The organism is Kocuria oceani (genome assembly GCF_029524215.1).
GTDB lineage: Bacteria > Actinomycetota > Actinomycetes > Actinomycetales > Micrococcaceae > Kocuria > Kocuria oceani.
This window is the reverse complement of record NZ_JARAMH010000005.1, coordinates 183,377-208,096: the sequence shown is the minus strand read 5'-3', so window position 1 is coordinate 208,096 and position 24,720 is coordinate 183,377. Positions and strand designations below refer to the sequence as shown.

Sequence of the window (24,720 nt, the reverse complement as noted above, 5' to 3'; positions counted from 1 at the left end):
CGTTCCGGGACGGGCCCGGGGAGGCGTGGAGCGGGTGGGGAACGCGTGCGGGGCGGACGCTGCGGCGGTTCAGCCGGCGAAGCCGTGCCGCAGGTGCTCCACCGCGGTGCGCAGCAGGCGCTGCCAGACGAGCCGGCTGCCGGGCGTGTCGGCCGCGCCGGTCTCCGCCGCCCACTGCGTGAAGGCCACCTCCATGGCGTTGATCAGGGAGCTGGCCAGGAGTGCCACGGTGAAGGGGTCGGAGTGCGGGTTGCGCCGGGCCACCTCGTCCGTCAGCCGGGCCGTGACGTTCTGCAGGACCTCGTGGCCCCACATCACGGTGGCCGGGTGGTTCTCCCCGGTGCCCACGAGCCGGGCGATGCGGGAGAGGGGCCGGACCAGGTCGGTCCGCTCGATGACGTCCGCCAGCTGCTCGAAGACCGCGCCCGTGCTCGGGGTGGCGGGCGGCGGGGTGGCGTCGGCGCGTTCGACGAAGTCGTCGACGATCACGCCCAGCAGCTCGCTGCACCGGGCGTAGACGGCGTCGTCGACCGAGGCGAAGTGGTTGAAGATCGTCCGCCGCGAGACGCCGGCGCGCTCGGCGAGGTCCTCGACGGTGAAGCGGCCGAGGCCGCTCTCCTCGGCGAGGGCGGCCGCGGCGTCGATGATGGCGCGGCGGTTGGCGGACTTGACCTGGCGTCGGCGGTCGTCGGAGTGCAGCACGTGCTTACACTAAGTGCAACGTTGCACGGTGTGCAAACGAGGGGTGTGAACGGGCTGCCGTGCGTCCGTCCGACCGGTCGTGCCGGCGCGCTCGTCCGCCGCCCGGGGCGACGGGCGGACGGCCGCTGCGCGGGTCCGGACCCCGGCCGCGGGCGGAGCGCGTGGACGATCCGCCCCCGGACACCGCGCTACCGAGCAGTACTTCTGCTGTTGCGCCCGGGGCGGTGACGGGTGTGTGCGATGGTGATTAGCATCACCAGCACCCCGTGCCGGCGCCGACCACCCCAGGGACGCGCCGGCAGCACCGCTCACCCCCGGAGGACCAGCACGTGATCCCTCAGCACCACGACCCCGCGACCCCCCGCCCCTCGGACCGCCCGCGCCGCCGGCGCCGGACCGCGGCGGCGCTCGCGCTCGCCGTCGCCCTTCCCCTCGGCGCGGCCGCGCCCGCCGCCGCGGACGCGAACTTCCCCTCCACGGAGGGGCGGACCAACATCTCGAGCATCCTCACCGCCGACGATGTGGTGCGGGAGCTGCAGAAGCTCGAGCGGACCAGCCGCTACGGCGTGGACGCCTTCACCCTGGCGGAGGCCGGGATGGAGGTGAGCACCTCCGAGCAGGGCCGGGACCTGTGGGTCGCGACCGTGGGCTCCGGCGAGGAGCACGTGTGGCTCCAGGGCCGCATCCACGGCAACGAGCCCTACGGCACCGACGCCCTGCTGACCCTGCTCAAGGACCTCGGCACCAACGGCTCGGCCGAGTACGAGCTGCTGCGCGAGAAGTTCACCTTCCACGTCATCCCCATGTACAACCCGGACGGCGCCGAGGCCAACATCCGGCACACCGTCCTGTGGGACCAGGTCTCCGGCGCGCCGGAGGGCGGGACGCCGCAGCGCATCGACCTCAACCGCGACTGGACGGCCGAGGGCTTCGCGGCCGACGAGTCCCGCGCCTTCTACGAGTACTGGACGACCGTCGACCCGTCCTGGGGCGTGGACATCCACCACCAGGGCCTCAAGACGGAGCACGGCACCGGCGACGACGTCACGCTGTCCCTGGGCATCTCCCTGGCCCCCGGCGGGCCGACCCTGCCGGGGCTCGCGGACGGGGCCTACGACCGGCTCACCCGGCAGATGAATGTGCACGTCTACGACGAGCTCTCGAAGTACGGCTCCATCAACATCGACCGCTACCAGGTGGGCGGCAGCTACGAGATCGACATCAAGGGCGGTGTCGTCTCGGCGATGATGCTCGGCCTGGACCACGACGGTCTCAACCCCGAGGGTCACTCCCACCCGGTGGTGTTCTTCGAGACCTCGGGCAACTCCTCGGACGGCAGCCTCGGTCAGAAGGCCCGCGGCAAGAGCGTGCGGCAGAACGTGCTCGCCCTCCAGGAGCTGCTGCTCGGCCTGGCCACCGGCGAGGTCCAGCAGGAGGACCCGGAGCGCTGGGACGAGATCCCGCACGCCCCGGTCACCGGTTACCAGACCGACTACGCCGGGGTCGTCCCGGTCGGCTGAGCCCCGCCGGCCGGACCCGCGCCCCCGGCGCGGACGAAGGAGCGGGACACCCCTCGGGTGTCCCGCTCCTTCTTGCTGCCGCCCTCCTGGCGCCTCCTTCCGCTTTCCTTCTGCGCTGTCCCGTGACGGGTCTGGTGGCGGCCCCCGTTCCACGGGAGGATGAGAGCCACGGGGCGCCGGTGACGACCGAGGGGTGGACCCGTCCGGGCCCGCACGGCGTTCTCGCCGCCCTGTCCGGTCATGCATCCCCTGCGAAGGAGAAGTCAATGTCCACGACGCCGGTGGGCCGGGTCCTGGTCGTCGACGACGAGGCGGACCTCGCGCACCTGGTCCAGGGCTACCTGGTCAAGGCCGGGTTCGAGGTCACGGTCCGTCACATCGGCACCGAGGCGCTGGAGGCCGTGCGCGCACAGGACCCGCAGGTCGTGGTGCTGGACCTCGGCCTGCCGGGGATGGACGGGGTCGAGGTGTGCCGGCAGGTGCGCACCTTCTCGAACTGCTACATCCTCATGCTCACCGCCCGCGACGACGAGGTGGACAAGCTTGTGGGCCTGTCGGTGGGCGCCGACGACTACATGACCAAACCGTTCAGCCCCCGCGAGCTGGTGGCCCGCGTGCAGGTCATGATGCGCCGGGTCCACCAGGCCGGTTCCGGCCCCGTCCTCGGGCGCGGCGCCGGAGCTGCGGAGGCCGTGCCGGGCTCGCACAGGATCGGGCGCCTGGCCGTCGACCCCCTGGCGCGCGAGGTGCACCTGGACGGGCAGCCGGTGGCGCTGACCCGCATCGAGTTCGACCTGCTGGCCGCCCTGGCCGCCCACCCGCAGACCGTGCTCAGCCGCCGGCAGCTGGTCGACCTGGTCTGGGACACCCACTGGACCGGAGACGAGCACCTGGTGGACGTGCACATCGGGCGGATCCGCAAGAAGCTGCACGACGAGGCCGCCGCTCCCCGCTTCATCCACACCGTGCGCGGCATCGGCTACCGGATGGGCACCGGACGATGAGCGCCGCAGCACCGTCCACGGGGGCGCCGCCGGCCACCATGACCGGGGCGCCGCGGCACTGGGGCAGCCTGACCGCGCGGATGATGCTTGCCCAGGCCGCGGTGCTGGCCGCCGGGCTGGTCACGGTGATCCTCACCGCCGCGCTGATCGGCCCGGCCATGTTCTACCGGGAGCTGATCCTGGCCGGGCACGCCGACGAGGCCGCCGGGCTGGACCACCTGCAGGACGCCTTCCGGGAGGTCGGGCTCACCGCGATGGCCACGGGCGGGATCCCCGCGCTCTACATCGCCGGGCTGCTCAGCTTCTACCTGCACCGCACCGTCGGCCGCTCCCTGCGGGCCTTCACCTCCGCGGCCCGGGAGGTCGCCGACGGCCACTACGACGTGCAGGTGCCCACGACCGGACTGGGCCAGGAGTTCGACGTCCTGGCCGTCGCCTTCAACGACATGGCCGCCCGGCTCGCGGCCATCGACACCACCCGCCGGCAGATGCTGGCCGATCTCGCGCACGAGATGCGCACTCCACTGGCCAGTCTCAAGGGCCATCTGGAGGGCATCGAGGACGGGGTCGTGGATCTCGACGAGCGCACCCAGGCGATCCTGGCCGCCCAGATCGCCCGCCTGGAGCGTCTGGCCCGTGACATCCGGGAACTGACCGTGGCCGAGGAGGGCCTGACCCGCCTGCACCCGTCCCCGGTGGACCCGCAGCACCTGGTGGCCCAGGCGGTGGCCGGCATCCACCCGGCCGCCACCGCCAAGGACGTGACCGTGACGACCTCCGGCACCGGAGCGGGCACCGGGCCGGTGCTCCTGGACCCGGAGCGGATCGGGCAGGTGCTCGCCAACCTGCTGGAGAACGCCCTGCGCCACACCGCGCCCGGCGGGCACGTCCACGTGCGCACCGAGCGGGCCGACCACGCCCTGAGCATCACCGTCTCCGACGACGGGGAAGGCATCGCGCCGGAGCACCTGCCGCACGTCCTCCAGCGTTTCTACCGCGCCGCCCCGGGGCGCGAGCACGACCGTGACCGCAGCGGGTCGGGCCTGGGCCTGGCCATCAGCAAGGCCCTCGTGGAGGCGCACGGCGGGACCCTGGAGGCCGCCAGCCCCGGACCCGGCCAGGGGGCCAGCTTCCGGCTCCTCCTGCCCGACCGGTCCAGCGGCTGAGCGCCGCACGCACGAGGGCCGCCGGGCCGGAGGGGTGTGCGGCGGGCCCCGCACACCGTGCGGGGCGGAGATCTAGGTCCGGTGGGCGGTGGCTCCGCGCAGCACCGCCCGGCGGGCGGCCCTCACCGCGGTGCCCACGACCTTCTCCAGCGGCCCCTGACCCACCAGGCTCTGCCACGTGAGGGCGAACAGTGCGGCCACCACCAGGTGCACCAGGAACCACAGGTAGGGCTCGTCGTAGTGGACCTCGAAGGACAGGGCCACCAGGTGCGCCGAGTACAGGGTCAGCGTCATCGCCCCCATCGCCGCCAGCGGTCGCAGCCACACCCGGAGCCGGCGCGAGGCCAGCAGGAACACCCCCAGGACCGTCATCCCGGCTCCGAGGCTCCAGGCGATGGACAGGGGCGTGCTCATGTGCGGGGTGGTCACCGCCAGCCACCAGGGCGAGTTCAGCCTGTCGACGTCCGGTTCGAAGATCAACGCCTCCATGAGCGCCTCCTCGTCCAGGCCGGGCGACGACCCGACCAGCTGCCGGAATCCGCCGGCCGCGTACAGCAGGATCCAGGAGACGAACTGGGCCGCGATCGCCAGGCCCGCCCCGATCGTGGCCACACGCGCCTGCACGTCCCTCGCCCGCAGGTCCAGCCGCCCGATCCCCATGCCGGCCAGGATGTAGGTCAGGTACGCCAGCGCCGGATAGGCGCCCGTGAGCAGCAGCTGCGCCAGCACCGCCGTCGGCTCGCTCCGCAGATGCTGGAAGGTGGGATTGGACGAGGAGTAGTCCGGGAGCGCGTCCTGCAGGCCCAGGATCAGCAGCGGGGCGACCACCGCGAACACACCGGCGGCGGCGAACAGGGACCTCGGGCCCAGGGACAGGAACGGGATCGCCAGCAGGAAGAACATCCCGTAGAACAGCAGGATGCCGTTGGCCGGGGCGTCCTCGGGCATCGCGTAGCCGATCAGCAGGCCCACACAGGCGATCAGCGCCGCCCGCACGGCCAGCCCGATCCGGTCGGCGGCCAGCTGCCGGCCCCGGTGCGGGCGGGTCCTGCCCGTGGACAGCGCCAGGCCCACCCCGGCCAGCAGCGCGAACAACGCGGCCGAGTCCCCGGCGAACAGCAGGTAGCTCCACGTCGGTTCACCGGTGGCGTCGTTCTCCTCCGGCAGGACGTGCACGGCGATCAAGCCGATCAGCGCCAGACCGCGGGCCGCGTCCACACCGGCCAGGCGCGGGGTGCCGGCCTCTCGTCCGGTGCGACCGGCGGCGTGGCCGTCCTGCGGACGAACAGTGGAGTCCTCGCCGGTGCTCATGTCTCCCCTCCTGGTGGTGACCGGACCCGGGCGGCAGCAGGGTCCCGATCACGAGGACCCGGCAGGAGTCCGGAACCCGTCCACACGTCCTGCACCTTCCCGGGGTGCTGCCCCCAGCCTGGGGCGTCCGAGTGGCGGTCGTGTCGAGAGCACATGGAGATTCGGTCAAGAAACCGGCCGGCCCGCCCCGGCCCGCGTCGTTGCCCGTGACCGGGCGGGACCTCCCGGCACCGGCGGACAGCGGGGCCGAGCACGCAGGAGCACCCCATCCGCTGACCGGATGGGGTGCTCCTGCATGCTCAGAACGGCCCCGGCGAGCGCCCGTCCGTGCGCTCCGACCGGGAGGGAGCCGGGGTGGGCCACCGGCCCTCCCGGACCGACCACAGCACCCGGGGCAAGGCCCTGTCAGCGCATGCCGTGCCGGTGCCGTCGCTCGGCCCGGGTGCCGATCGGCTCAGTTCTTGTGGTGGGACGAGTGCTCGTACTTGTCCTTGTCGTCCTTCTTCTCGTCGTCCTTCTCGTCGTTCTTCTCGTCGTTGTCGTCGGCGTCGTGGTACCAGCCGTGGCCGTCGTGCTTCCAGTTGTGCTCGTGGTCGTACTTCTCGTCGTCGTCCTTCTCGCCGTCGTCGTCGGCGTCGTGGTACCAGTCCTTGCCGTCGTGCTTCCAGGTGTACTCGTGGACGTACTTCTCGTCCTCGGACTCCTCGTCGTCCTCGTCCTTGCCGTTCTCGTCGCCGTTCTTGTCGCCGTTCTCGTCCTCGTCGTCCTTGTCCTTCTCGTGGCCGTTGCCGTACTCGTGTCCGTTGTCGTCCTCGGACTTGTCGTGCCAGTCATCACCGGCGAAGGCGGGAGTGGCGAGCGAGCCGCCAAGGAGGGCGGTCGCGATGGCCGCACCGGCAAGGGTCTTGCGCAGATCATCCATGGTGTCCCCTAGAAAAGGGCATGACGACGAGACCGTCATGCATGCGAGAAAGAACATGTGGAAGACATGTCCGGACCTGTGAGACAGGTCGTCCCCGTGAACCGGGTGGCCTCACCGTAAGAGGACCCTCGCGCGACGTTCAAGGCTTTCACTAGGGCAAACGGTGCTGCCACGCCCCTGGTCGACACCCGCGGCCCCGGGCGGGCGCCTGAGCCCCCGGGGAGTGCGCCCACCCGGCCCTCTCGGGTCCGGCACTCGTTCCTGACCGGTCAGTACCCGGTGTTTCCGCAGGCCACCGGGGTGTCGGACCCGGGATGGCGCAGGTCGGCCACGGCCGCCGCCGCGTCCGGACCGGGGTGCGCGAGGTGCCGCTCACGAGGCATCGCCCCGCCTGGAGGAGTCGGGGGACCGGCGGGAACATGACGGCCCGACGCGCTGTGTGACACGACCGCTGCGCCCGGTGCGGGGAGCGGTCCGACGTGCCGGGGGAGCCGACCGGCGGCCGGGGCGCCGTGGAAGCGGGCCGACCGGCCGTTCGGCACGGCCCCGTGCGGCGACATGGGTTCCGGAAACGCCGAAGGCCGGTTGCTCGGGACATCCCGAACAACCGGCCTTCAGCAGCACCAGATGCTTCTCTGCGCAGAACTGTGGAGTCCTGCGTCGAACCTGTGGTGCGCGAGGGGGGAGTTGAACCCCCACGCCCTCTCGGGCACACGGACCTGAACCGTGCGCGTCTGCCTATTCCGCCACTCGCGCTCGTCGACCCCGGCGGCGGACCGCCGTGAGCAACGACGACAATCCTACCCACACTTGTCCGGAATGGCGAATCGTGGCCGTGGGCGGCCATCACTAGGCTGGTCGTGTCCCCGACAGGGGCCGACGACGCCGCACAGGGGGCACCGATGGAACCCGACAGGGAAAATCTCGAGGAGAAGCGCAGAGAGCTGGGCCGGACGGACGAGCCGCTCGAGGACGAGCTCGTCGAAGGGTTCGAGAACACGGTCACCGAGGGGGCGGAACGCCTGACCCGCACGTGGCGGGCCCTGATCATCACCGGGCTCTTCGGCGGCATCGACGTGGGCGTGGGCATCCTCGCCTTCCTGGCGGTCAAGGAGGCCACCGGATCGGACCTGCTGGCCGGCGCGGCGTTCGGCTTCGGGCTGCTCGCCCTCCAGCTCGCCCACTCGGAGCTCTTCACGGAGAACTTCCTGGTGCCCATCTACGCCGTGGTCTCCCGGCACAGCACCTGGTTGCAGCTGGCACGGTTCTGGGTGGTGACCCTGCTGACCAACCTCCTGGGCGGGTGGTTGTTCACCTGGTTCGTCGTGGCGGCGTTCCCGCAGTTCCACGACGTCCTGGAGGAGTCGGCCACCAAGTACCTCGAGGGCGGCCTGACGGTCGAGTCGGCCGCCCTGGCGCTGCTGGCCGGCAGCACCATCACGCTCGGCACGCGGATGAGCCAGGGCTCGAGCAACGAGGTGGTGCACGCCGTCATCGCGATCATCGACGGGCTGCTGGTCGTCGGGCTGGGCATGCTGCACGGTGCGCTGAACTCGGCCATCATCTTCGGGGCGATGCACGCGGGCGCGGACATCTCCTACACGGAGTGGCTGCTGTGGATGCTGTGGGTCATCCCGCTGAACATGGTGGGCGGTCTCGTCGTCATCACCCTGCCGCGGCTCGTCCGCACCCTGGAGCTGATCAAGAAGGAGCGCGCGGAGCAGGAGCGCCGCCACGCCCACGACGGGCGGGTGGTCTGAGGGGTCAGGCGACCACCAGCCCGGTGGCCAGCGCGAAGGCGCCCCACAGGCCCGTCAGCGCGAAGAGCGTGATCGGGGCGAGCAGCGCGAGCTCCGCGGCCGACCCGGCGTTGCCGATCAGCGGCACGGTGAGGAACGAACGGTTCTTGTACACGGAGCGCGGCAGGGGCAGCGGCATCCGCAGCGGGTAGAGCAGGTGTATCCCGCGCGTGGTCACCAGGTCCCCCGCCAGGTGGGCCGCCACGCCCGTGCCCACCGCGGCGGCGAACCACCACTCGTGGGCGGGCGGGTACAGGCCCACGACGACGCCCAGCCCGATCCCCACGACCCAGTTGAGCTTCGCCACCCGTTCCGGCACGAAGGCGAGCACCTGCACGGCGAACGCGATGAGCAGCACGGACATGACCGCCGCCAGCGGCCAGACCCGGCCCAGGTCCCCGACGGGGATGCCGATCTTCTGCGCGCCCGCCGCCAGGCCGGTGAACGCCAGCACCCCCAGCACCGAGTGGGTGCCGCGGCGGTGCCCGCCCGAGAGCCGGCAGATCCCGCGGGACAGCCACGTGGACAGGGGCCGCAGGGACCGGGCCACGGTCCCGCCCGGATGGTCCAGGTCCGGCAGCAGTGCCGCGCCGGCGGTGACCAGGGCGCCGGTGAGCACCCCGGCGTCGCCGACGTCCAGCAGCCCCCACCCGATCGGAATGCTGAGGCCCTGCAGGTGCAGCTGGTAGTCGGCGGTCAGCGCCACCCATGCGGCTGCCCCGCAGGCCGCATGGCTCGGTCCCATCATGGAAGTGATGTCCTCCTCGGATTCCCGGTGCGGTGAGGCCAGGCCGACCTCACCAGCGGAAACACTAGAGGGCGGGCCGGACAGCACAGCGCCGGCCGCCCCGGCGAGCGCCCGGTGACACCGGAACCGCCGGGTCCGTGGGCCGACGGCCAGGACTCCGCCGACGGACGGGCCGTACTGGGCTCCGCGCGCTCGAGGCCGTGCGGGACCGCTCCGACCGGACACCGCTGCTCCTCGAGCGCTCCGCCCGACCGGTCCGCGTCAGGGTGCGGGCCGGGACCGCCATCCTGCGGAGTCCACCTCGACGACGGCCGGTGCCCGCCCGACGACGCCCCGCCGCCGCAGCGCCTCCTCGATGTCACCGGCAGGGGCGGCGACCACGAAGGTCTCCCCGCGGAACAGATCGGCCGCGTCCTCCACGAGCGCCGTCAGCTCCGCCTCGTCGCGGGCCGTGAACCGCTCGGCCACCCGCAGCCGCGCCGTCCACGGCGGGGGAGCGGCGGCGTCGTCGAGCAGGACGGCGGTGGCCGGGCACTGCAGGTCGGTCATGGTCCCAGTCTTCCTCCCGGGCGACGGCGGGGGAAGAATGGAGCCATGGCCGACCCCGTGGACCCCATCACCGTCGCCGCCGCCCGGGCCCGCCTGGCCGCGGACGCGCACCGCGGCGTGGAGAGCGAGGGCTGGATCGCCGGGATCGCCGCGTCCGGCGGGCCGCACCGTCCGGGCGCGCCGAGGACCTCCGCGGCGGACGTCCTCTCCGGCCGCGACGACGCCCACACGGTCTCCTCCGAGGGCGACCGCCGCTCCGTCGAGTGGATCCGCGACCTCGCCGACCGCGGCGGCTGAGCCGGCGCCCCGGCTCAGTCCCGGGACTTCGGCCGCCAGGGCAGCTGCTGGTCGCAGCCGGGGGTGACCCAGGCCTTCGCGAATCCGCCGGACTGGTAGGCGAACTCCCGCAGCAGTCCCCGTGGCAGCTCCGGGTAGTCGAAGGCGAGCACGTCCAGCTCGCCGGCGTAGCAGCGCTCGAGGATCAGCCGGGACCGGGTGACGTGCTGACGGTAGGTGAGCGCGCTGACGTGGTCCCAGCCCCGCTGGCGGCTGAGCTCCCGCAGCTGCAGGGCCTCGCCCTGGGTGGTGGACGGGTCCGGCCGGAAGCAGATCACCTCGTAGGCCGGCTCCGCCGCGCAGACCTGCTGGGCCCGGGTGTAGTAGACGGGGCCCGAGTCGTCGCCGAGGTCCCCGGCCCCGGGGACGGCGATCACGAGCACCGGCGCGATCCCGGCGTCCATGAGCCGCTGCGCCTCCGCCAGGCGGGTCCGGTCCGGGGGGCCGAGGACGAACAGGGCGTCCGAGCGGGACGGCTCGTCGGTGCGCGGGTGCTGGAGCACGACCCAGCACCCCAGCAGCCAGGCCAGCAGCAGGGCCGGCACCGAGGCGGCGCCCCACGTCACCCACCGCGGTGGACGTCGCGGTGCCGGCCGTGTCGGGCGCCGCGTCCGCGGGACGGTGCGGGAGCTTCCGGTCATTCCGTCGTTCCTTGCCGCTCGTCGGGAGGACCCGGGGTCCCCGCCCATTCTGTCACCCCGGCCCGTGTCGCCGGGGTGCGGGGCCGGCCCGGCCCCGGGCCTACGATGGGGACGCCCGTGGGGCGGCGGCCGCGGCCGGTCCGCCCGATCCCGGGCCCGAACGACCGAGGAGGACGACCGCATGACGGTGACGCAGCAGTCCGGGGTGCTGTGCCGGGTGCCCATGCGCTGGGGCGACATGGACCCGTACGGCCACGTGAACAACGTCGAGGTCGTGCGGCTGCTCGAGGAGGCGCGGATCGCGGCGCTCGGTGTGCCCGTGGGCACCGGTCACGAGGTGGAGGCCCCGCTCATCCCGTTCTTCTCCGTGCTCCCCGCCGGCACCCAGGCGCTGATCACCGAGAACCGGATCAAGTACCTGCGCTCCCTCGAGTACCGCAACACCCCGGTGGAGGTGCGCGTGTGGGTCGTCTCGGCCCGTGGCGGGGCACTCACCCTGGGCTTCGAGATCACGGACGTGGTGAGCCGCCGGGCGTGCGTGCGCGCCGAGACCCAGCTCGCGTTCTTCGTGCCCGCCACCGGGACGGTCCTGCGGATCACCCCGGAGCAGCAGGAGATCCTCGCCCCCTACTCCGGTCCGCCCCTGTTCCGCTGAGCGGGGTCAGGGCACCGGGTTGCCGCGCGCCGCGGTGAGCAGGGCGTACCAGTCCTCGTGGCCGAGCCGGGGCGCCAGCGCCTCCGCCTCGGCGCACGCGGCGATCCGGCGCGGGTCGGTGGTGCCCAGGACCGGGCGGATGCCGCCGGGGTGGCGCATCAGCCACGCGAGGACCACCGCTTCCCCGGACACCGCGTGCGCGGCGGCGATCCGGTGCACCGTCTCGGCCGTGGCCGCGGCGTGCTGGTCCTCCGGCGGGATCGGGGCCCCGGTGTACAGGCCCCGGGCCAGGGCGCCCCACGCCTGCACCTCGATGCCGTCGGCCGCGCAGTACTCCAGGATCCCCTCGGGGAACGAGTGCTCGGCGCCCTCGGGGTGGTTGGCGAGGATCTGCTGCTCCACGAACCCGCGGTGGCGCAGGCTCAGCTCCAGCTGCAGGGCCGTGACCGGCGTGGTGAGCAGCTGCTGGTAGAGGGCCACCTGGCGGGTCGACATGTTGGACAGGCCCACCGAGCGGATGAGTCCCTCCCTGCGGAGCTCGTCCAGGGCGTCCGCGACCTCGTGGGGGTCGGCGAGGGGATCGGGGCGGTGCAGCATGAAGCGTTCCACCGAGTCCACGCGGAGCCGGCGCAGGGAGCCCTCCAGCCCGGCGCGGATCGTTCCCCGGTCCAGGCGGTAGTGGGCCGGGGCGCCGGGGGCGGCGGTGTTGCCGGGCAGGCGCACCCCGCACTTCGTCTGCAGCCGCACCCGGCCCGCCAGTGCCGGGTCCTCGGCCAGGAGCTCCCCGAAGACCGCCTCGGACTTGCCGTGGGCGTAGATGTCGGCGTGGTCGAAGTCGGTGATGCCGGCGTCGAGGGCCGCGTGCACCGCCGCCCGGGCGCGGTCCACGGTGGCGGCGTCGTGGGGGGCGTCGTCCCACGAGCCGCCGATGGTCATGCACCCGTAGATCAGGCGTGAGCTCACGTGCGGTCCTCTCCGTCGGGCACGCCGGCGTCCCGGGCGGGATCGGCACTCTCCAGTCGCTGCTGCTCGGCCGCCCAGCGCAGCCGGGCCGCGGCCGCGTAGGCCGCGCCGGACTCCTTCAGCCGTCCCGCGCGCTCGTACAGCCGCCCCAGGGCGGTGAAGCACTCCGCCTGGTCCGCAGTGGTGGCCTCGGTCTCCTGGTAGAAGTCCAGGGCCCGGTTGTAGGCGGTGATGGCCTGGGTGTGCCGCTCGCCGAGCTCGTAGACCCGGCCGAGGTTGACGTGGCACTGCGCCTGGTCGTGGGCGTCGTGCGGGGCGTCGAGGTACTGCCCCAGGGCGTCCAGCAGGTGCTCCTCGGCGTCGTGGGCGCGGTCCAGCTCCAGGCACAGGCTGCCCAGGATCAGGTGGGTGCGGGCCTGGTGCTTACCGCTGCCGCCGATGCGGTGGAACAGGTTCAGGGCCTCCTCGTAGGCGGTGACGGCCCGGCCCGGCCGGTTCATCCCCAGGTAGAGGTGGCCCAGGTTGTAGTGGCAGGCGGCCTGCTCCTGCAGGGAGTCGCCCTCCTCCTCGAAGAGGACGATGGCCTGCTGGTAGGCGGTCTCGGCCTCGTCGAGCCGCCCGCGGTCCTCGGCGTCGAGGGCCTGGGTGAAGAACCCGTGCCCGTCCTGGGAGTAGCTCATGCGGATTCCTTTCTCGGCCGGGTCCTCCACGGGGACGGGATCGACTACGCGGGGTGCGCGCCGGGTGCGTGCCCCGCGCGGCGGCCCAGCACGAACCACAGGCCGGCGCCGGCCACGGGGAACGCGAGGATCACGAGCAGCCAGAACAGTCGCAGGACCGGGTCCTGTCCCGGGGTGCGCAGCAGGGAGGTCACGGCGGCCACCATCAGCACGACGACGACCGCGCCGGCCACCGTCGCACCACTTTCCCACACCCCGGTCCGCGCGGCCTCGGTGCCGCCGGCCGCGAGAACGATCCAGGCGCTCATGCATCGATACTGGCACCGCGGGGGCGGGCGGACAAGGGCGGGCGCCGGGGCGTGTCCCGGCCGGTCCCCCGTAGAGTGGGCGGAAGCACCGCTCAGCACGCTGATAAAATCCGACCACCACAGCAATCCTGAGGAGAGCCCACGATGTCCACCTCCGACGACCGCCCGTACGACCAGGAAACTGCCCACACGGAGCGCCCCGGGACGCGCCCCGACCGGACACGCGACGTGGACGACACGGGCGTGGAGCGCCACGCCCCCAGCTCGTCGACCGAGCTGTGGGACCACAACGCCTACGGCCGGGAGGGCCGCGACGTCGGCGGGGACCCGACGTCCGGGCCGACCGACACGCGGGACCCGCGCGGCGGGGCGCCCGCCTACAACATCGACGCCGGGGACGACGACGCCCACCGGCACGGCGACGACGCCGGGGAGGACGACGGCACGAACGTCCGCCGGACGGGGGAGTCCCTCACGGGCGCCGACGCCACGGCCGGCCGGGCCCGGGAGAGCGTCGCGGACGAGCGCCGCGAACCGTCCGGCGGCGCCGGGGACCAGGCCTTCGACCAGGAGTCCGCCGCGCGCCACGACCGGCCCGGGGGCGACCGGTTCGAGGGCGACCGGTTCGAGGGCGACCGGTTCGGGGACGCCGTGCCGGCGCGCGGCCGGTCCGAGGGGGGCCGGGCCGAGGAGGACGCGGCCACCGTGGTCCGGCACGAGGAACGGCTGCGGGCCGGCACGGAGCGGGTCGAGTCCGGGCGGCTGCGCCTGCGCAAGTACGTGGTCGAGGAGCCGGTGCGCGAGGAGCAGACCCTGGCCTCCGAGGACGTCGAGGAGATCCGCACCCCGATCACCGAGGAGGAGCGTGAGGCGTTCCTCGCCGGGCAGGACCTGCCGGTGGGGGAGGACGAGGTCATCCTCTACCGCGAGGTGCCCGTGGTGCAGACCGTGCGGGTGCCCTACCAGCGGGTGCGCCTGGCGGTGCGCCGCACCGAGCGCACCGAGGTGATCGAGGAGACGGTGCGCCAGGAGCGGATCGACGTGCAGGAGCAGGACGGCCGGGCCTGAGCCCCGTCCTGCGGCCCCCGCCGGCTCCGGCCGGCGGGGGCCGTGCCGTGCCCGGGGCTGTTCACCGAGCGCGGAGTCCCGCGTGGGGGGCTTGTGCGGTCCCTTCCGCCGGTGACTGAATGGTCAGTGGACTGGCTGTTCCGCGCCCCTCCGGGGCCGGTCCGGCCGGCGACGACCACACGACGAGGACGAGCGGGAGATGCACATGCGCAAGCGGCTGAACAGGACGAGACATCGAGCGGGTGGGCAGGCGCCGATGCCCCCGGGCGTTCCCGGCAGCGAGGAGGCCCCGGCCGTGGAGCCCACCGAGCCCCGGCCCCCGCTGCCGCCGAAGCCCGACCAGGCGGCTCCGGCGCCCGTGAGCCCCACCGGCCGGGACACCGGGGCCGACCCGACGCTCGCCGCCCAGGGCGGGGAGTACCTGACCACCGCCCACGGGTCCCGGCGCAGCGACACGGACCACTCGCTGAAGGCCGGCCGGCGCGGGCCCGTGCTGCTCCAGGACCACCACTTCCGCGAGAAGATCAGCCACTTCGACCACGAGCGCATCCCCGAGCGGGTGGTCCACGCCCGCGGCGCCGGCGCCCACGGCGTGTTCCGCTCCTACGGCACCGCGAGCCGGATCTCCTCGGCCGCCGTGTTCGGCAAGGACGTGGAGACCCCGGTCTTCGTGCGCTTCTCGACCGTCCTCGGCTCCCGGGGCTCGGCCGACCTGGCCCGGGACACCCGCGGCTTCGCCACGAAGTTCTACACGTCCGAGGGCACCTGGGACCTGGTGGGCAACAACATCCCCGTCTTCTTCATCCAGGACGCGATCAAGTTCCCGGACGTCATCCACGCCGGCAAGCCGCACCCGGACCGGGAGATCCCGCAGGCCCAGTCCGCCCACGACACGTTCTGGGACTTCGTCTCGCTGCACACCGAGGCGCAGCACCACACGATCTGGAACATGTCCGACCGCGCGATCCCGCGCTCCTACCGGACGATGGAGGGCTTCGGGATCCACACCTTCCGCCTGCTGGACGACGAGGGCGGCAGCGTGCTCGTGAAGTTCCACTGGAAGCCGAAGCTGGGCGTGCACTCCGTGCTGTGGGAGGAGGCGCAGATCGCCAACGGCATGGACCCCGACGTCCACCGCCGCGACCTCGCCGACGCCATCGAGGCCGGCGCCCACCCCGAGTGGGAGCTCGGCGTGCAGGTCTTCGAGGACAACGAGGAGCAGATGTTCGAGGGCATCGACCTGCTCGACCCCACGAAGATCGTCCCGGAGGAGCTCGCGCCCGTGCAGCCGGTGGGGCTCATGACGCTGGACCGCAACCCCTCCAACTACTTCGCCGAGACCGAGCAGGTCGCCTTCAACCCCAACAACCTGGTGCGCGGCATCGACGTGACCAACGACCCGCTGCTGCAGGGCCGGCTGTTCTCCTACCTGGACACCCAGCTCAGCCGGCTGGGCGGGCCCAACTGGACGCAGCTGCCGATCAACCGCCCGCACGCCCCGGTCAACGACATGCTGCGGGACGGCATGCACCAGACCGCCGTGCACACCGGGGTCGCGCCCTACCACCCGAACACCCTCGACGGGAACAACCCGTTCCCGGCCGACGAGCCGGCCCGTCCCTTCATCGACCACCCGGCCCCGGTGGCGGAGTCGGTCAAGGAGCGCGGGGCCCCGGCGTCCTTCGACGACCACTACAGCCAGGCCCGCCTGTTCTGGCTGTCCATGAGCGACGTCGAGAAGGAGCACATCGCGCAGGCCTACACCTTCGAGCTCGGCAAGTGCTGGGAGCAGTCGGTCAAGGAGCGCCAGCTGCAGTCCCTGGCCAACATCGACGCGAAGCTGTGCGCCGTGGTCGCCGAGGGCCTGGGCCTGCCCGCGCCGCGGCCCACCGTCGAGCACGGCCGGATCGCGCCGAGCCCCGCCCTGTCCCAGATCGGCGGGCAGTGGCCCCTCGACGGCCGGCAGGTCGGCGTCGTGGTCGGGCCCGACCCGGACGAGGCCGACCTCCTGGCCGTGGTCGAGGCGATCGACGCCGCGGGCATGGTCCCGCTCGTGATCGCCCCGCACGGCGGGCCGGTCGGGCGCGGCGGGAAGGTCGTGGCCCAGCGCACCTACCTCACCGCCCGCTCCGTCGAGTTCGACTCCGTGCTCGTGGCCGGTGCCGTGCCGCCGGCGCCGGACGCCCGGCCGGGCCTCGACGCCAAGGCCGGCGCCGTGTCCACGGGCGCCCTGGACCCGCGCGTGCACCTGCTGCTCGGCGAGGTGTTCCGCCAGGCCAAGGCCATCGGCGTCTGGGGCGACAAGGGGCGCGCGCTCGCCGCGGTCGGCCTGCCCGAGGGCGCGCCCGGCGTGGTCGCCGGCAAGGACTCCGCCGCCGTGGTGGAGCAGGTCGTCGCGCTCATGAAGAGCCACCGGGCCTGGGAGCGCTTCCCGGTCACCGGGCGGCTCTGAGCCGGTCGCCGCACCGGCGCGGCACCGACGCCGCGCCGACACCGGAGGACCCCGTCCGGCCCCGCCGGGCGGGGTCCTCCGGCGTCCGTCCTCAGAAGCGGCCGAGCTCCTCGCGCAGCGCGGAGCCGAGGTCGGGGTGCCGGAACCGGTAGCCGCGGTCGATGGCGCGGTCGGCCGAGACCCGCTGGTCCGCGAGCGCCATCAGCTCCGCACCCTCGGCCCCGAGCACCAGCTTCGGCCCGAAGCCCGGCGTGGGCAGCAGCGCGGGCCGGCCGAGCACCTTGCCGAGGGTCCGCGCGTAGTCCCGGCCCGTGACCGGCATGGGAGCCACGGCGTTGACGGGGCCGTGCAGCCCGGCGGAGAGCACGGCGTGGGCGAACAGCCCCACCGCGTCGTCCAGGGAGATCCAGCTCAGCCACTGGTTCCCGGAGCCCAGCCGCCCGCCCAGCCCGGCGAGGAACAGCGGCAGCTGCGCCTTGAGCGCGCCCCCGGCGGGGCTCTGCACCACCCCGGTGCGCACCGTCACCACGCGCGTCCCGGTGGCCTCGGCGCCCTGGGCGGCCCGCTCCCAGGCGGTGCAGACCTCGGCGAGGAAGTCCTCGCCCGGCGGGGACTTCTCGGTGACGGTCTGCCCGTGCGTGTCGGCCCCGTAGTAGCCGATCGCGGAGGCGTTGACCAGGGCCGCCGGGGCGTCGTCGCCGAGCGCGGCGAGGGCGCGCACGATCAGCTCCGTGCCGCGGACGCGGGAGCCGCGGATCTGCTCCTTCGCCGCGCGCGTGAGCCGCCCCCCGATGCTGCGCCCGGCCAGGTTCACGACCACGTCCACGCCCCGGAGGGCGGCGGGGTCCAGGACCCCGGCCTCCGGGTCCCAGGAGATCTCCCCGGCAGTGCGCGCCTCGCGGCGCACGAAGCGCAGCACGGTGTGCCCGCCGGTGCCCAGCAGCGCGGCCAGCTGCGTGCCGATCGTGCCGGACGCCCCGGTGAGCGCGACCGTCAGCGGCCGGCCGGGCCGGCGGGCGTGGAACTCCAGGTCCGCGGTCAGCCGGCGCGCGCGGGCCTCGAACTGGCGGCCCAGCGCCGGGCCCATCAGCCGGTCGCCGAAGGCCTTGTCGCCGGGCAGGGCCGCGTACTCCACCGTGTCGGTGACCACGGTCCCCCCGTGCCCGTCGTCGTCGAACCGGTGGTGGTGCTCCCACGAGGCCAGCGGACCCCTGACCATCCGGTCGCGGAACTCCCGGCCCGGGACGAACCCGTGGTGCTCCGCCGTCCAGGGCACCGAGGCGAGCCCGTAGCTGCCGGGCACGGCGACCCGCAGCCGGGACCGCGTGCCGTTCTGCAGCGGCGGGGAGGACTCCTCCACGACGGAGCCCGTCCACGCGGGGGTCAGCCGCGTGAGGGCTCCCGGGCGGGCGTGCCAGGCGAAGACGTCCTCGACGGGATGGGGCACGCGGGAGCTGAACGTGAAGGTGGTCATGACCGCTACTCAACCCCCATCGCCGCGGTTCGTCCAGGACCCCGACCCCGCGGCGCCGCCGTGTCCCACCGGTGCCGGGCCGCCCCGCGCCCTTCCCCGGCCCCGCCGGGTTCGCTAGGGTGGGCACACGGCACAACGTAAGGAGGCTTCCTATGAGCACCCCGAACGACGACGCCCCCGACCTCGACGACGTCATCGAGCCGCAGGAGGACGCCCTGCCCCGCCCCATCCACCAGGGCCACGCGGGCATGCCCGAGAAGCTCGACGACGACGCCCTCGCCGCGGCCACCGAGCAGGAGCGGGTGGCCGCCGGGCTGCAGGACTACGCCCCCGGGCAGGTCCCGCCCGCGGCCGACCCCCTGCCCGAGGGCTCCTCCGAGGCGGCCGACCGTGCCCAGCGCGGCCTGGCCGAGGACGAGGGCGGCGCCTGATCCCACGTCCGGGCGGGCCGCCGCCGGCGGGCCGGCCGGACACCACCACCGAAGGAGCGACGTGATGGCCGAGAGAGGCAACACCAAGCACGGGTCGGAGCTCGACGACCAGATGAAGCACGAGGTCGAGGACGCACTGCAGGCCCGGCAGCCGGACCACGTGGAGGAGCACCGGCAGACCGAGCCGTGGGTCGACGACACCGACGACCCCGAGGTGCGCTCCTCCGTCGAGGAGCGCGAGCGCCCGGAGCGGCCCGAGGACCCGCAGTAGCACGGCCCGGGCCCCGGCCCGCCGTCCGCGGCGGGCCGGGGCCCGGGCTTGCCCCGCGGCGGGCCGTCGCCCACAGTGGAGGGCGTGAACACTCCCGGACGCATCGCGCTCATCCGCCACGGCCAGACCGACTGGAACCTGGAGGAGCGGCTGCAGGGCGCCACGGACGTCCCGCTCAACGACACCGGACGGCACGAGGCCCGCGCCGTCGCCCGGCGGCTGCACGCCGGGGCGAGCCGCTGGGACGTGCTGGTCTCCTCGCCGCTCAGCCGCGCCGTGGAGACCGCGCAGATCATCGGCGGGGTCCTCGGCCTCGAGCTGAGCGAGACCTGCCCCGGGCTCGTGGAGCGCGGCTTCGGGCCGTGGGAGGGCTCCACCCTCGCCGGACTCGAGGCGCAGGCCCGGGACGCGATCCTGGCCGAGGGGGAGCCGGCGGAGGAGGTGGCCCGCCGCGGCACGGCCGCGCTGCGCCGGATCCGCGACGCGCACCCGGGGCGCAACGTCCTGGTCGTGGCCCACGGCTCGCTGATCCGTCTGACGGTCTCCGTGCTCAACGGCGAGACCCACCCCCGGGTGCGCAACTGCGAGGTGGTCCCGGTGCGGACCGAGGCCCTCGACGACGCCCGGCTGCGGGACGACGTGCCCGAGCCCACCGCCCCCTGACAGGGCGGTGTTCGTTCAATAAGCTGGACGGACCAGGGACGGTCCCACGAGGTGCCGTCCACCCCTGGGGCGGCGACGGCGGCGCACAGACCGCGCCCCGTGCCGCCCACGGCGACGAAGGCGTGATGCGGCTGTGGCCCCTGACCAGTACACGATCCCCGACGAGGACCGCACGGAGACGCTCCGGGTGATCCCGCAGACCCCGCAGTGGGACGGAGAGCGGGCGTGGATCAACGAGTACTACCGCCACGTCCCGCAGGAGGACCTGCTCGCGCGCACCGAGGAGCAGCTGCGCGAGCGCGCCGACCACCACCAGGAGGTCGGCCGGGTGCGCGCCCCGGGCGAGATCGTCGTGGGGGTGCGCCAGGAGGACTCGAGCTCGGTGGTCTTCGTGGTCACCGAGGACGTGCCCTACCTCGTGAGCACCGTGAACGCGGAGATCGCCGCCAAGTGGGGCGGCGCCCGCCTGGTCATCCACCCCGTGCTGGTGGCGACCCGCGACGAGGACAGCCACGAGCTGCGCGAGCTCCAGCAGGTCCCCGACTTCTCCGCGAGCGCCAGCGGTGACACCACCGCGCTGCCGAGCCTGGCGAACTTCCGGGCCTCCGGCGGGACGCGGCACGTGGTGGAGTCCTGGATCTCCGTGGAGCTCTCCCGCCCGATCTCCGACGAGACCGCCCAGCAGCTCGTGGACCGGCTGTCCACCCTGCTCCGCGACGTCCAGCGCGTCGACGAGGACCAGGAGCAGCTCAAGGCCCGCGTCGAGCGGCTCGCCGGGGAGCTGGACCGGCTGCGCACCCTGGAGCTGCCCGGGGGCGGCCACCCCCCGATGGTCGGCCCCTCCCAGGACTTCCTGCGCTGGCTGATCGGCGGCAACTTCATCCTCATGGGCTTCAAGGAGTACGACCTCGAGGAGACCGACGACGGCCTGGCCCTCGCCAGCCGGCCCGGGACGGGACTGGGCCTGCTCGTGGAGCACGAGGGCAAGCCCCACCGCCAGCAGCTCACCGGCCTGGGCCGGGAGCACGCCCGCGAGGCCGGCACCCTGTTCGTCACGAAGGCCAACCGCCGCTCGTCCATCCACCGCCGCGAGTACCTCGACTACGTCGGCGTCGCCAAGTACGACGACGAGGGCCGGATCGTGGGGGAGTACCTGGTGCTGGGGCTGTTCACCCGCCGGGCGTACAACACCCCGGCACGGGAGACGCCGCTGCTCAAGGAGAAGCTGGCGGAGGTCGCCGAGCGCTTCGGCTTCCTCGAGGACTCCCACTCCGCCCGGGACCTCATGGGCAACATCGAGGACTACCCGCGGGACGAGCTCTTCCACATGACCGCGGAGGAGCTCTACGAGATCATGCGCGGCGTCATGGGCCTGGACGAGCGGCGCCAGACCCGGCTGTTCCTGCGCCAGGACCACTTCGGCCGGTTCATGTCCGCGGTCCTCTTCCTGCCCCGGGACCGGTACAACACGTCGGTGCGCGGGCGGATCGAGGCGGAGCTGCGGCGGACCTTCGACGCCGAGTCCATCGACTTCGACGCCCGGCTGTCCGCCTCCACGCTGGCCCGGCTGTTCTTCCGCATCCGCCTGCCGTACACCGGGCAGGTGCAGTCCTTCGACCGGGCGGGTCTCGAGGCGCGGCTGCGCGCGGCCGTGCGGTCCTGGTCCGAGGCGCTGGTGCGGGCGATCCACCGCGAGTTCCCGGAGGACGTGGCCCGCACGCACGCCGAGAACTGGGCGGAGGCGTTCCCGGACGCCTACCGGGCGGACTACGAGATCGAGGAGGCCGTCGAGGACCTCCAGCGCTGCGAGGAGCTCTGGGGCCGCGACCCGGACCTGCCCGCGGAGGTGCGCGTGGTCGACGACCCCGGGGGCGTGCGGCTGAACATCTACCTCACCCGGTCCCTGTCCCTCACCGCGCTGCTGCCCATGCTGCAGAACCTGGGCCTCACGATCCTGGACCAGAAGCCCTACGAGGTCACCCCCGCCGACGGGCGCCACTTCCAGCTCTACGACTTCGGCGTGCGCCTGCCCGAGGGCGTGGACGCCATCGGCCCGGAGGACGCCCAGACCGAGGACCTCATCGAGGACACCCTGTGCGCGGTGCTGTCCAACCGCTCGGAGTCCGACTCCCTGAACCGGCTGGTCCTCACCGAGCGGCTGACGTGGCGGACGGTGGCCGTGCTGCGCTCCTACGTCCGGTACCTCCTGCAGCTCGGGCACCCCAACTCGTTCGACTACATCGCGGACACGCTCCTGGCCTTCCCCGCGGTCACCCGCGGGCTGGTCGAGTTCTTCGAGGCGAGCTACAACCCCGCGCTCGACGACGCCGTGCGCGGCTCCCAGCGCGACGCCGCGCAGTCCCGGCTGATGGAGGCCCTCGACGAGGTCCCCACCCTCGACGCGGACAAGCTGCTGCGGGCGCTGACCGAGATCATGGCCGCCACCGTGCGCACCAACGTGTACCGGCACCGGCCCACCATGGCCTTCAAGCTCAACCCCGGGCGGATCAGCGCCGCCCCGCGGCCGCACCCCATGTTCGAGATCTGGGTGTGGTCCCCGCGGGTCGAGGGCACGCACCTGCGCTTCGGTCCGGTGGCCCGCGGCGGGCTGCGCTGGTCGGACCGCCGCGAGGACTTCCGCACCGAGGTGCTGGGCCTGGTCAAGGCGCAGATGGTGAAGAACTCGGTGATCGTGCCCAACGGGGCCAAGGGCGGGTTCTACCCCAAGCAGCTGCCGGACCCCGCCGTGGACCGCGACGCCTGGGTGCGCGAGGGCCGCGAGGCGTACGCGATGTTCATCGCGTCCCTGCTGGACATCACCGACAACCTGGTGCGGGACGAGGCCGGCCACGACGTGGTGGTGCACCCGGAGCACGTGGTGCGCCGCGACGGCCAGGACTCCTACCTGGTGGTGGCCGCGGACAAGGGCACGGCGTCCTTCTCCGACACCGCCAACGCGATCTCCGCGGAGTACGGGTTCTGGCTCGGCGACGCCTTCGCCTCCGGCGGGTCGGTGGGCTACGACCACAAGGCCATGGGCATCACCGCCCGCGGGGCGTGGGAGTCCGTGAAGCGGCACTTCTTCGAGCTGGGCGTGGACACCCAGACGGAGGACTTCACCGTGGTGGGCGTGGGCGACATGTCCGGGGACGTGTTCGGCAACGGCATGCTGCTCTCCGAGCACATCCGCCTGGTCGCCGCGTTCGACCACCGGGACATCTTCCTGGACCCGGACCCGGACCCGGCCGTCTCCTACGCCGAGCGCGAGCGGCTCTTCGGCCGGCCCCGCTCCTCGTGGCAGGACTACGACCGGGAGAAGATCTCCGCGGGCGGCGGGGTGTACTCGCGCACGGTGAAGTCCGTGCCGGTCTCCCCGCAGGTCTGCGAGGCCCTGGGCCTGGCGGACGGGGTCGAGGAGCTGTCCCCGATCGAGCTGATCCGCGCGATCCTCACCGCCCCGGCGGACCTGCTCTACAACGGCGGCATCGGCACCTACGTGAAGTCGGCGCGGGAGTCCCACACGGACGTGGGGGACAAGGCGAACGACGCGATCCGGGTCGACGGCGCGGACCTGCGGGTCAAGGTGGTGGGTGAGGGCGGCAACCTCGGCTGCACCCAGCTCGGGCGCGTGGAGGCCGCCCTCGGCGGCGTGCTGCTGAACACGGACGCGATCGACAACTCCGGCGGCGTGGAGTCCTCCGACCGCGAGGTCAACATCAAGATCCTGGTGGACCGGATGGTCGTGGCCGGAGAGCTGACCGCCGAGGAGCGGGCCGGGTTCATCGAGGCCATGACGGACGAGGTGGCGGGTCTCGTGCTCGAGACCAACGTGGCCCAGAACGTGCTGCTCACCACCGAGCGGGCCCGCGTGCGGGACCTCAACGAGGCCTACATCCGGTTCATGCACTGGCTCGAGGACACGGCCGACCTCGACCGGGCGATCGAGTTCCTGCCCACCGACGAGCAGCTGCGCGAACGCGCCCGCACCGGGCACGGCCTCACCTCCCCGGAGCTGTCCGTGCTCGCGGCCTACGCCAAGATCCAGCTCTCCGAGGCCCTCGTCGAGGGCGGCCTGGCCGAGGACCCCTGGTTCGACGAGGTGCTGGAGAAGTACTTCCCGGAGCAGATCACCCGGCGCTTCGGCGAGCTCGTCGGCACCCACCCCCTGCGGGCGGAGATCATCGGCACGATGGTCGCCAACCAGATGATCAACTACGGCGGGATCGCCTTCGTCTACCGGGTCATGGAGGAGACCGGCTGCGAGCCCGTGGAGGTCGCCCGCGCGTTCGTGGCGGCGGTGCAGATCTACGAGATCGAGCGCTACGCCCACCAGCACCAGGAGCTGCCCGCCGACGTGCCCACGGAGGTGTGGGACCGGATGTTCCTGGACATGCGCCGGCTGCTGGACCGCGTGGTGCGCTGGCTCATCCACCGGCAGGAGACCGCCAACCCGGTCGCCGAGGTCATCGAGCGGTACAAGCCCACGGTGGACATCCGCTTCCTCGAGGACCGGCTGCTGGGGGAGGACTCCCGTCAGCGGGTCGACTCCCACGCGGAGGCGGCCGCGCGGCAGGGCGTGCCGGGCCCGCTGGCCACCGAGTGGTCGCAGCTGCTGGACGCGTTCGCGCTGCTCGACGTCGCCCGCCTCGCCCACGCCTCGGGCGAGGCCGTGACCGAGGACGGCGCCCTCGACGAGGAGCAGATCAAGACCATCGCCAAGGTCTACTTCCGGCTCTACGACCGGTACCGGATCGAGAGCCTGCTCAACCGCATCACGGACCTGCCGCAGACCACCCGCTGGGAGAACCTCGCGCGGATGTCCATGCGGGAGGACGTCTACGCCACGCTCGTGGCGCTGGCCGACCAGGCGCTCCGGGCCCCGGGGCGGACCGCCCGCGAGAAGGTCGACGCCTGGGAGGAGGCCAACGAGTCCCGCCTGGCGCGGCTGCGCCAGGTGCTCGGGGAGATCGAGGCCGAGAGCACGGGCGAGCCCGCCACCGAGCTCGCGTCCCTGTCCGTGGCCCTGCGGACCATGCGCAGCGCCCTGACCGGGTAGG

At 73.3% G+C, this 24,720-nt stretch carries 22 protein-coding genes and 1 tRNA gene; 12 read left to right on the top strand and 11 right to left on the bottom strand.

From position 1 onward, the window contains the following. Positions 1-69: 69 nt before the first annotated feature. On the bottom strand, positions 70-702 hold the full coding sequence (locus PU704_RS07905) for a TetR/AcrR family transcriptional regulator (protein ID WP_277550914.1): 633 nt from the start codon (positions 700-702) through the stop codon (positions 70-72). A 329-nt stretch (positions 703-1,031) separates the two neighbouring features. On the opposite strand from PU704_RS07905, the gene PU704_RS07900 reads away from it, so the two are divergent. The 3 genes from PU704_RS07900 (at position 1,032) to PU704_RS07890 (ending at position 4,392) form a co-directional block, all read left to right on the top strand. Next, positions 1,032-2,222, top strand: a complete 1,191-nt coding sequence (locus tag PU704_RS07900; RefSeq protein ID WP_075871564.1) for a M14 family zinc carboxypeptidase — start codon at positions 1,032-1,034, stop codon at positions 2,220-2,222. Positions 2,223-2,488: 266 nt separating this feature from the next. Beyond that, the gene (locus tag PU704_RS07895) at positions 2,489-3,226 is read left to right on the top strand and encodes a response regulator transcription factor (RefSeq protein ID WP_075871563.1); all 738 of its coding nucleotides are present in this window, start codon (positions 2,489-2,491) and stop codon (positions 3,224-3,226) included. Then, positions 3,223-4,392, top strand: coding sequence for a sensor histidine kinase (locus tag PU704_RS07890; protein WP_277550913.1), 1,170 nt, complete (start codon positions 3,223-3,225; stop codon positions 4,390-4,392). The genes PU704_RS07895 and PU704_RS07890 overlap by 4 nt, the downstream gene beginning before the upstream one ends. A gap of 72 nt (positions 4,393-4,464) precedes the next feature. Here the strand turns inward: PU704_RS07890 and PU704_RS07885 are convergent, their stop codons facing one another. The 3 genes from PU704_RS07885 to PU704_RS07875 all read right to left on the bottom strand — a co-directional run bounded on the left by PU704_RS07885 (position 4,465) and on the right by PU704_RS07875 (position 7,381). Next, positions 4,465-5,703, bottom strand: coding sequence for a heparan-alpha-glucosaminide N-acetyltransferase domain-containing protein (locus tag PU704_RS07885; RefSeq protein WP_277550912.1), 1,239 nt, complete (start codon positions 5,701-5,703; stop codon positions 4,465-4,467). 454 nt (positions 5,704-6,157) lie between these two features. Beyond that, positions 6,158-6,625 carry a hypothetical protein gene (locus PU704_RS07880; protein WP_277550911.1) on the bottom strand — a complete coding sequence of 156 codons (468 nt, stop codon included), beginning with the start codon at positions 6,623-6,625 and terminating at the stop codon, positions 6,158-6,160. Positions 6,626-7,294: 669 nt separating this feature from the next. After that, positions 7,295-7,381 (bottom strand) — tRNA-Leu (locus tag PU704_RS07875). 146 nt (positions 7,382-7,527) lie between these two features. On the opposite strand from PU704_RS07875, the gene PU704_RS07870 reads away from it, so the two are divergent. Next, complete coding sequence (locus tag PU704_RS07870; RefSeq protein WP_047804719.1) at positions 7,528-8,385, top strand: formate/nitrite transporter family protein; 858 nt, start codon at positions 7,528-7,530, stop codon at positions 8,383-8,385. Positions 8,386-8,389: 4 nt separating this feature from the next. Here PU704_RS07870 and PU704_RS07865 read toward each other — a convergent pair whose 3' ends face one another. Both PU704_RS07865 and PU704_RS07860 read right to left on the bottom strand, forming a co-directional pair. Continuing rightward, on the bottom strand, positions 8,390-9,172 hold the full coding sequence (locus tag PU704_RS07865; protein ID WP_047804718.1) for a metal-dependent hydrolase: 783 nt from the start codon (positions 9,170-9,172) through the stop codon (positions 8,390-8,392). A gap of 261 nt (positions 9,173-9,433) precedes the next feature. After that, positions 9,434-9,721, bottom strand: a complete 288-nt coding sequence (locus PU704_RS07860; RefSeq protein WP_047804717.1) for a hypothetical protein — start codon at positions 9,719-9,721, stop codon at positions 9,434-9,436. Positions 9,722-9,766: 45 nt separating this feature from the next. Here PU704_RS07860 and PU704_RS07855 point away from each other — a divergent pair, with 45 nt between their 5' ends. Beyond that, positions 9,767-10,018, top strand: a complete 252-nt coding sequence (locus PU704_RS07855; protein WP_277550910.1) for a hypothetical protein — start codon at positions 9,767-9,769, stop codon at positions 10,016-10,018. A gap of 14 nt (positions 10,019-10,032) precedes the next feature. On the opposite strand, the gene PU704_RS07850 is transcribed toward PU704_RS07855, so the two are convergent. After that, entirely contained in the window at positions 10,033-10,623 is a 591-nt protein-coding gene (locus PU704_RS07850; RefSeq protein ID WP_075871560.1) for a hypothetical protein, read from the bottom strand. A gap of 256 nt (positions 10,624-10,879) precedes the next feature. Between PU704_RS07850 and PU704_RS07845 the strand changes: the two genes are divergently transcribed. Beyond that, entirely contained in the window at positions 10,880-11,353 is a 474-nt protein-coding gene (locus tag PU704_RS07845) for an acyl-CoA thioesterase (protein ID WP_047804714.1), read from the top strand. 6 nt (positions 11,354-11,359) lie between these two features. Here PU704_RS07845 and PU704_RS07840 read toward each other — a convergent pair whose 3' ends face one another. The 3 genes from PU704_RS07840 to PU704_RS07830 are packed head-to-tail and all read right to left on the bottom strand — an operon-like array spanning position 11,360 to position 13,304. Continuing rightward, positions 11,360-12,316, bottom strand: coding sequence for an aldo/keto reductase (locus PU704_RS07840; RefSeq protein ID WP_222844970.1), 957 nt, complete (start codon positions 12,314-12,316; stop codon positions 11,360-11,362). Then, the gene (locus PU704_RS07835) at positions 12,313-12,996 is read right to left on the bottom strand and encodes a tetratricopeptide repeat protein (protein ID WP_277550908.1); all 684 of its coding nucleotides are present in this window, start codon (positions 12,994-12,996) and stop codon (positions 12,313-12,315) included. The genes PU704_RS07840 and PU704_RS07835 overlap by 4 nt, the downstream gene beginning before the upstream one ends. Before the next feature lie 44 nt (positions 12,997-13,040). Further along, entirely contained in the window at positions 13,041-13,304 is a 264-nt protein-coding gene (locus tag PU704_RS07830) for a PLD nuclease N-terminal domain-containing protein (protein ID WP_047804712.1), read from the bottom strand. 144 nt (positions 13,305-13,448) lie between these two features. Between PU704_RS07830 and PU704_RS07825 the strand changes: the two genes are divergently transcribed. After that, the gene (locus PU704_RS07825; RefSeq protein WP_277550907.1) at positions 13,449-14,372 is read left to right on the top strand and encodes a DUF2382 domain-containing protein; all 924 of its coding nucleotides are present in this window, start codon (positions 13,449-13,451) and stop codon (positions 14,370-14,372) included. 256 nt (positions 14,373-14,628) lie between these two features. Beyond that, a complete protein-coding gene (locus PU704_RS07820) occupies positions 14,629-16,824 on the top strand; it encodes a catalase (RefSeq protein ID WP_277550906.1) in 2,196 nt (731 codons plus the stop codon). Positions 16,825-16,915: 91 nt separating this feature from the next. Here the strand turns inward: PU704_RS07820 and PU704_RS07815 are convergent, their stop codons facing one another. Continuing rightward, positions 16,916-18,298 (bottom strand): TIGR01777 family oxidoreductase, encoded by a 1,383-nt coding sequence (locus PU704_RS07815; protein ID WP_277550905.1) that lies wholly within the window; start codon positions 18,296-18,298, stop codon positions 16,916-16,918. A gap of 152 nt (positions 18,299-18,450) precedes the next feature. On the opposite strand from PU704_RS07815, the gene PU704_RS07810 reads away from it, so the two are divergent. The 4 genes from PU704_RS07810 to PU704_RS07795 all read left to right on the top strand — a co-directional run bounded on the left by PU704_RS07810 (position 18,451) and on the right by PU704_RS07795 (position 24,719). Continuing rightward, entirely contained in the window at positions 18,451-18,729 is a 279-nt protein-coding gene (locus tag PU704_RS07810; RefSeq protein WP_075871558.1) for a hypothetical protein, read from the top strand. A 64-nt stretch (positions 18,730-18,793) separates the two neighbouring features. Then, positions 18,794-19,000 carry a hypothetical protein gene (locus tag PU704_RS07805; protein WP_047804709.1) on the top strand — a complete coding sequence of 69 codons (207 nt, stop codon included), beginning with the start codon at positions 18,794-18,796 and terminating at the stop codon, positions 18,998-19,000. An 84-nt stretch (positions 19,001-19,084) separates the two neighbouring features. Continuing rightward, on the top strand, positions 19,085-19,663 hold the full coding sequence (locus PU704_RS07800; protein WP_053004661.1) for a histidine phosphatase family protein: 579 nt from the start codon (positions 19,085-19,087) through the stop codon (positions 19,661-19,663). Between the two features lie 133 nt (positions 19,664-19,796). Continuing rightward, positions 19,797-24,719 (top strand): NAD-glutamate dehydrogenase, encoded by a 4,923-nt coding sequence (locus PU704_RS07795; RefSeq protein WP_277550904.1) that lies wholly within the window; start codon positions 19,797-19,799, stop codon positions 24,717-24,719. Position 24,720 lies beyond the last annotated feature (1 nt).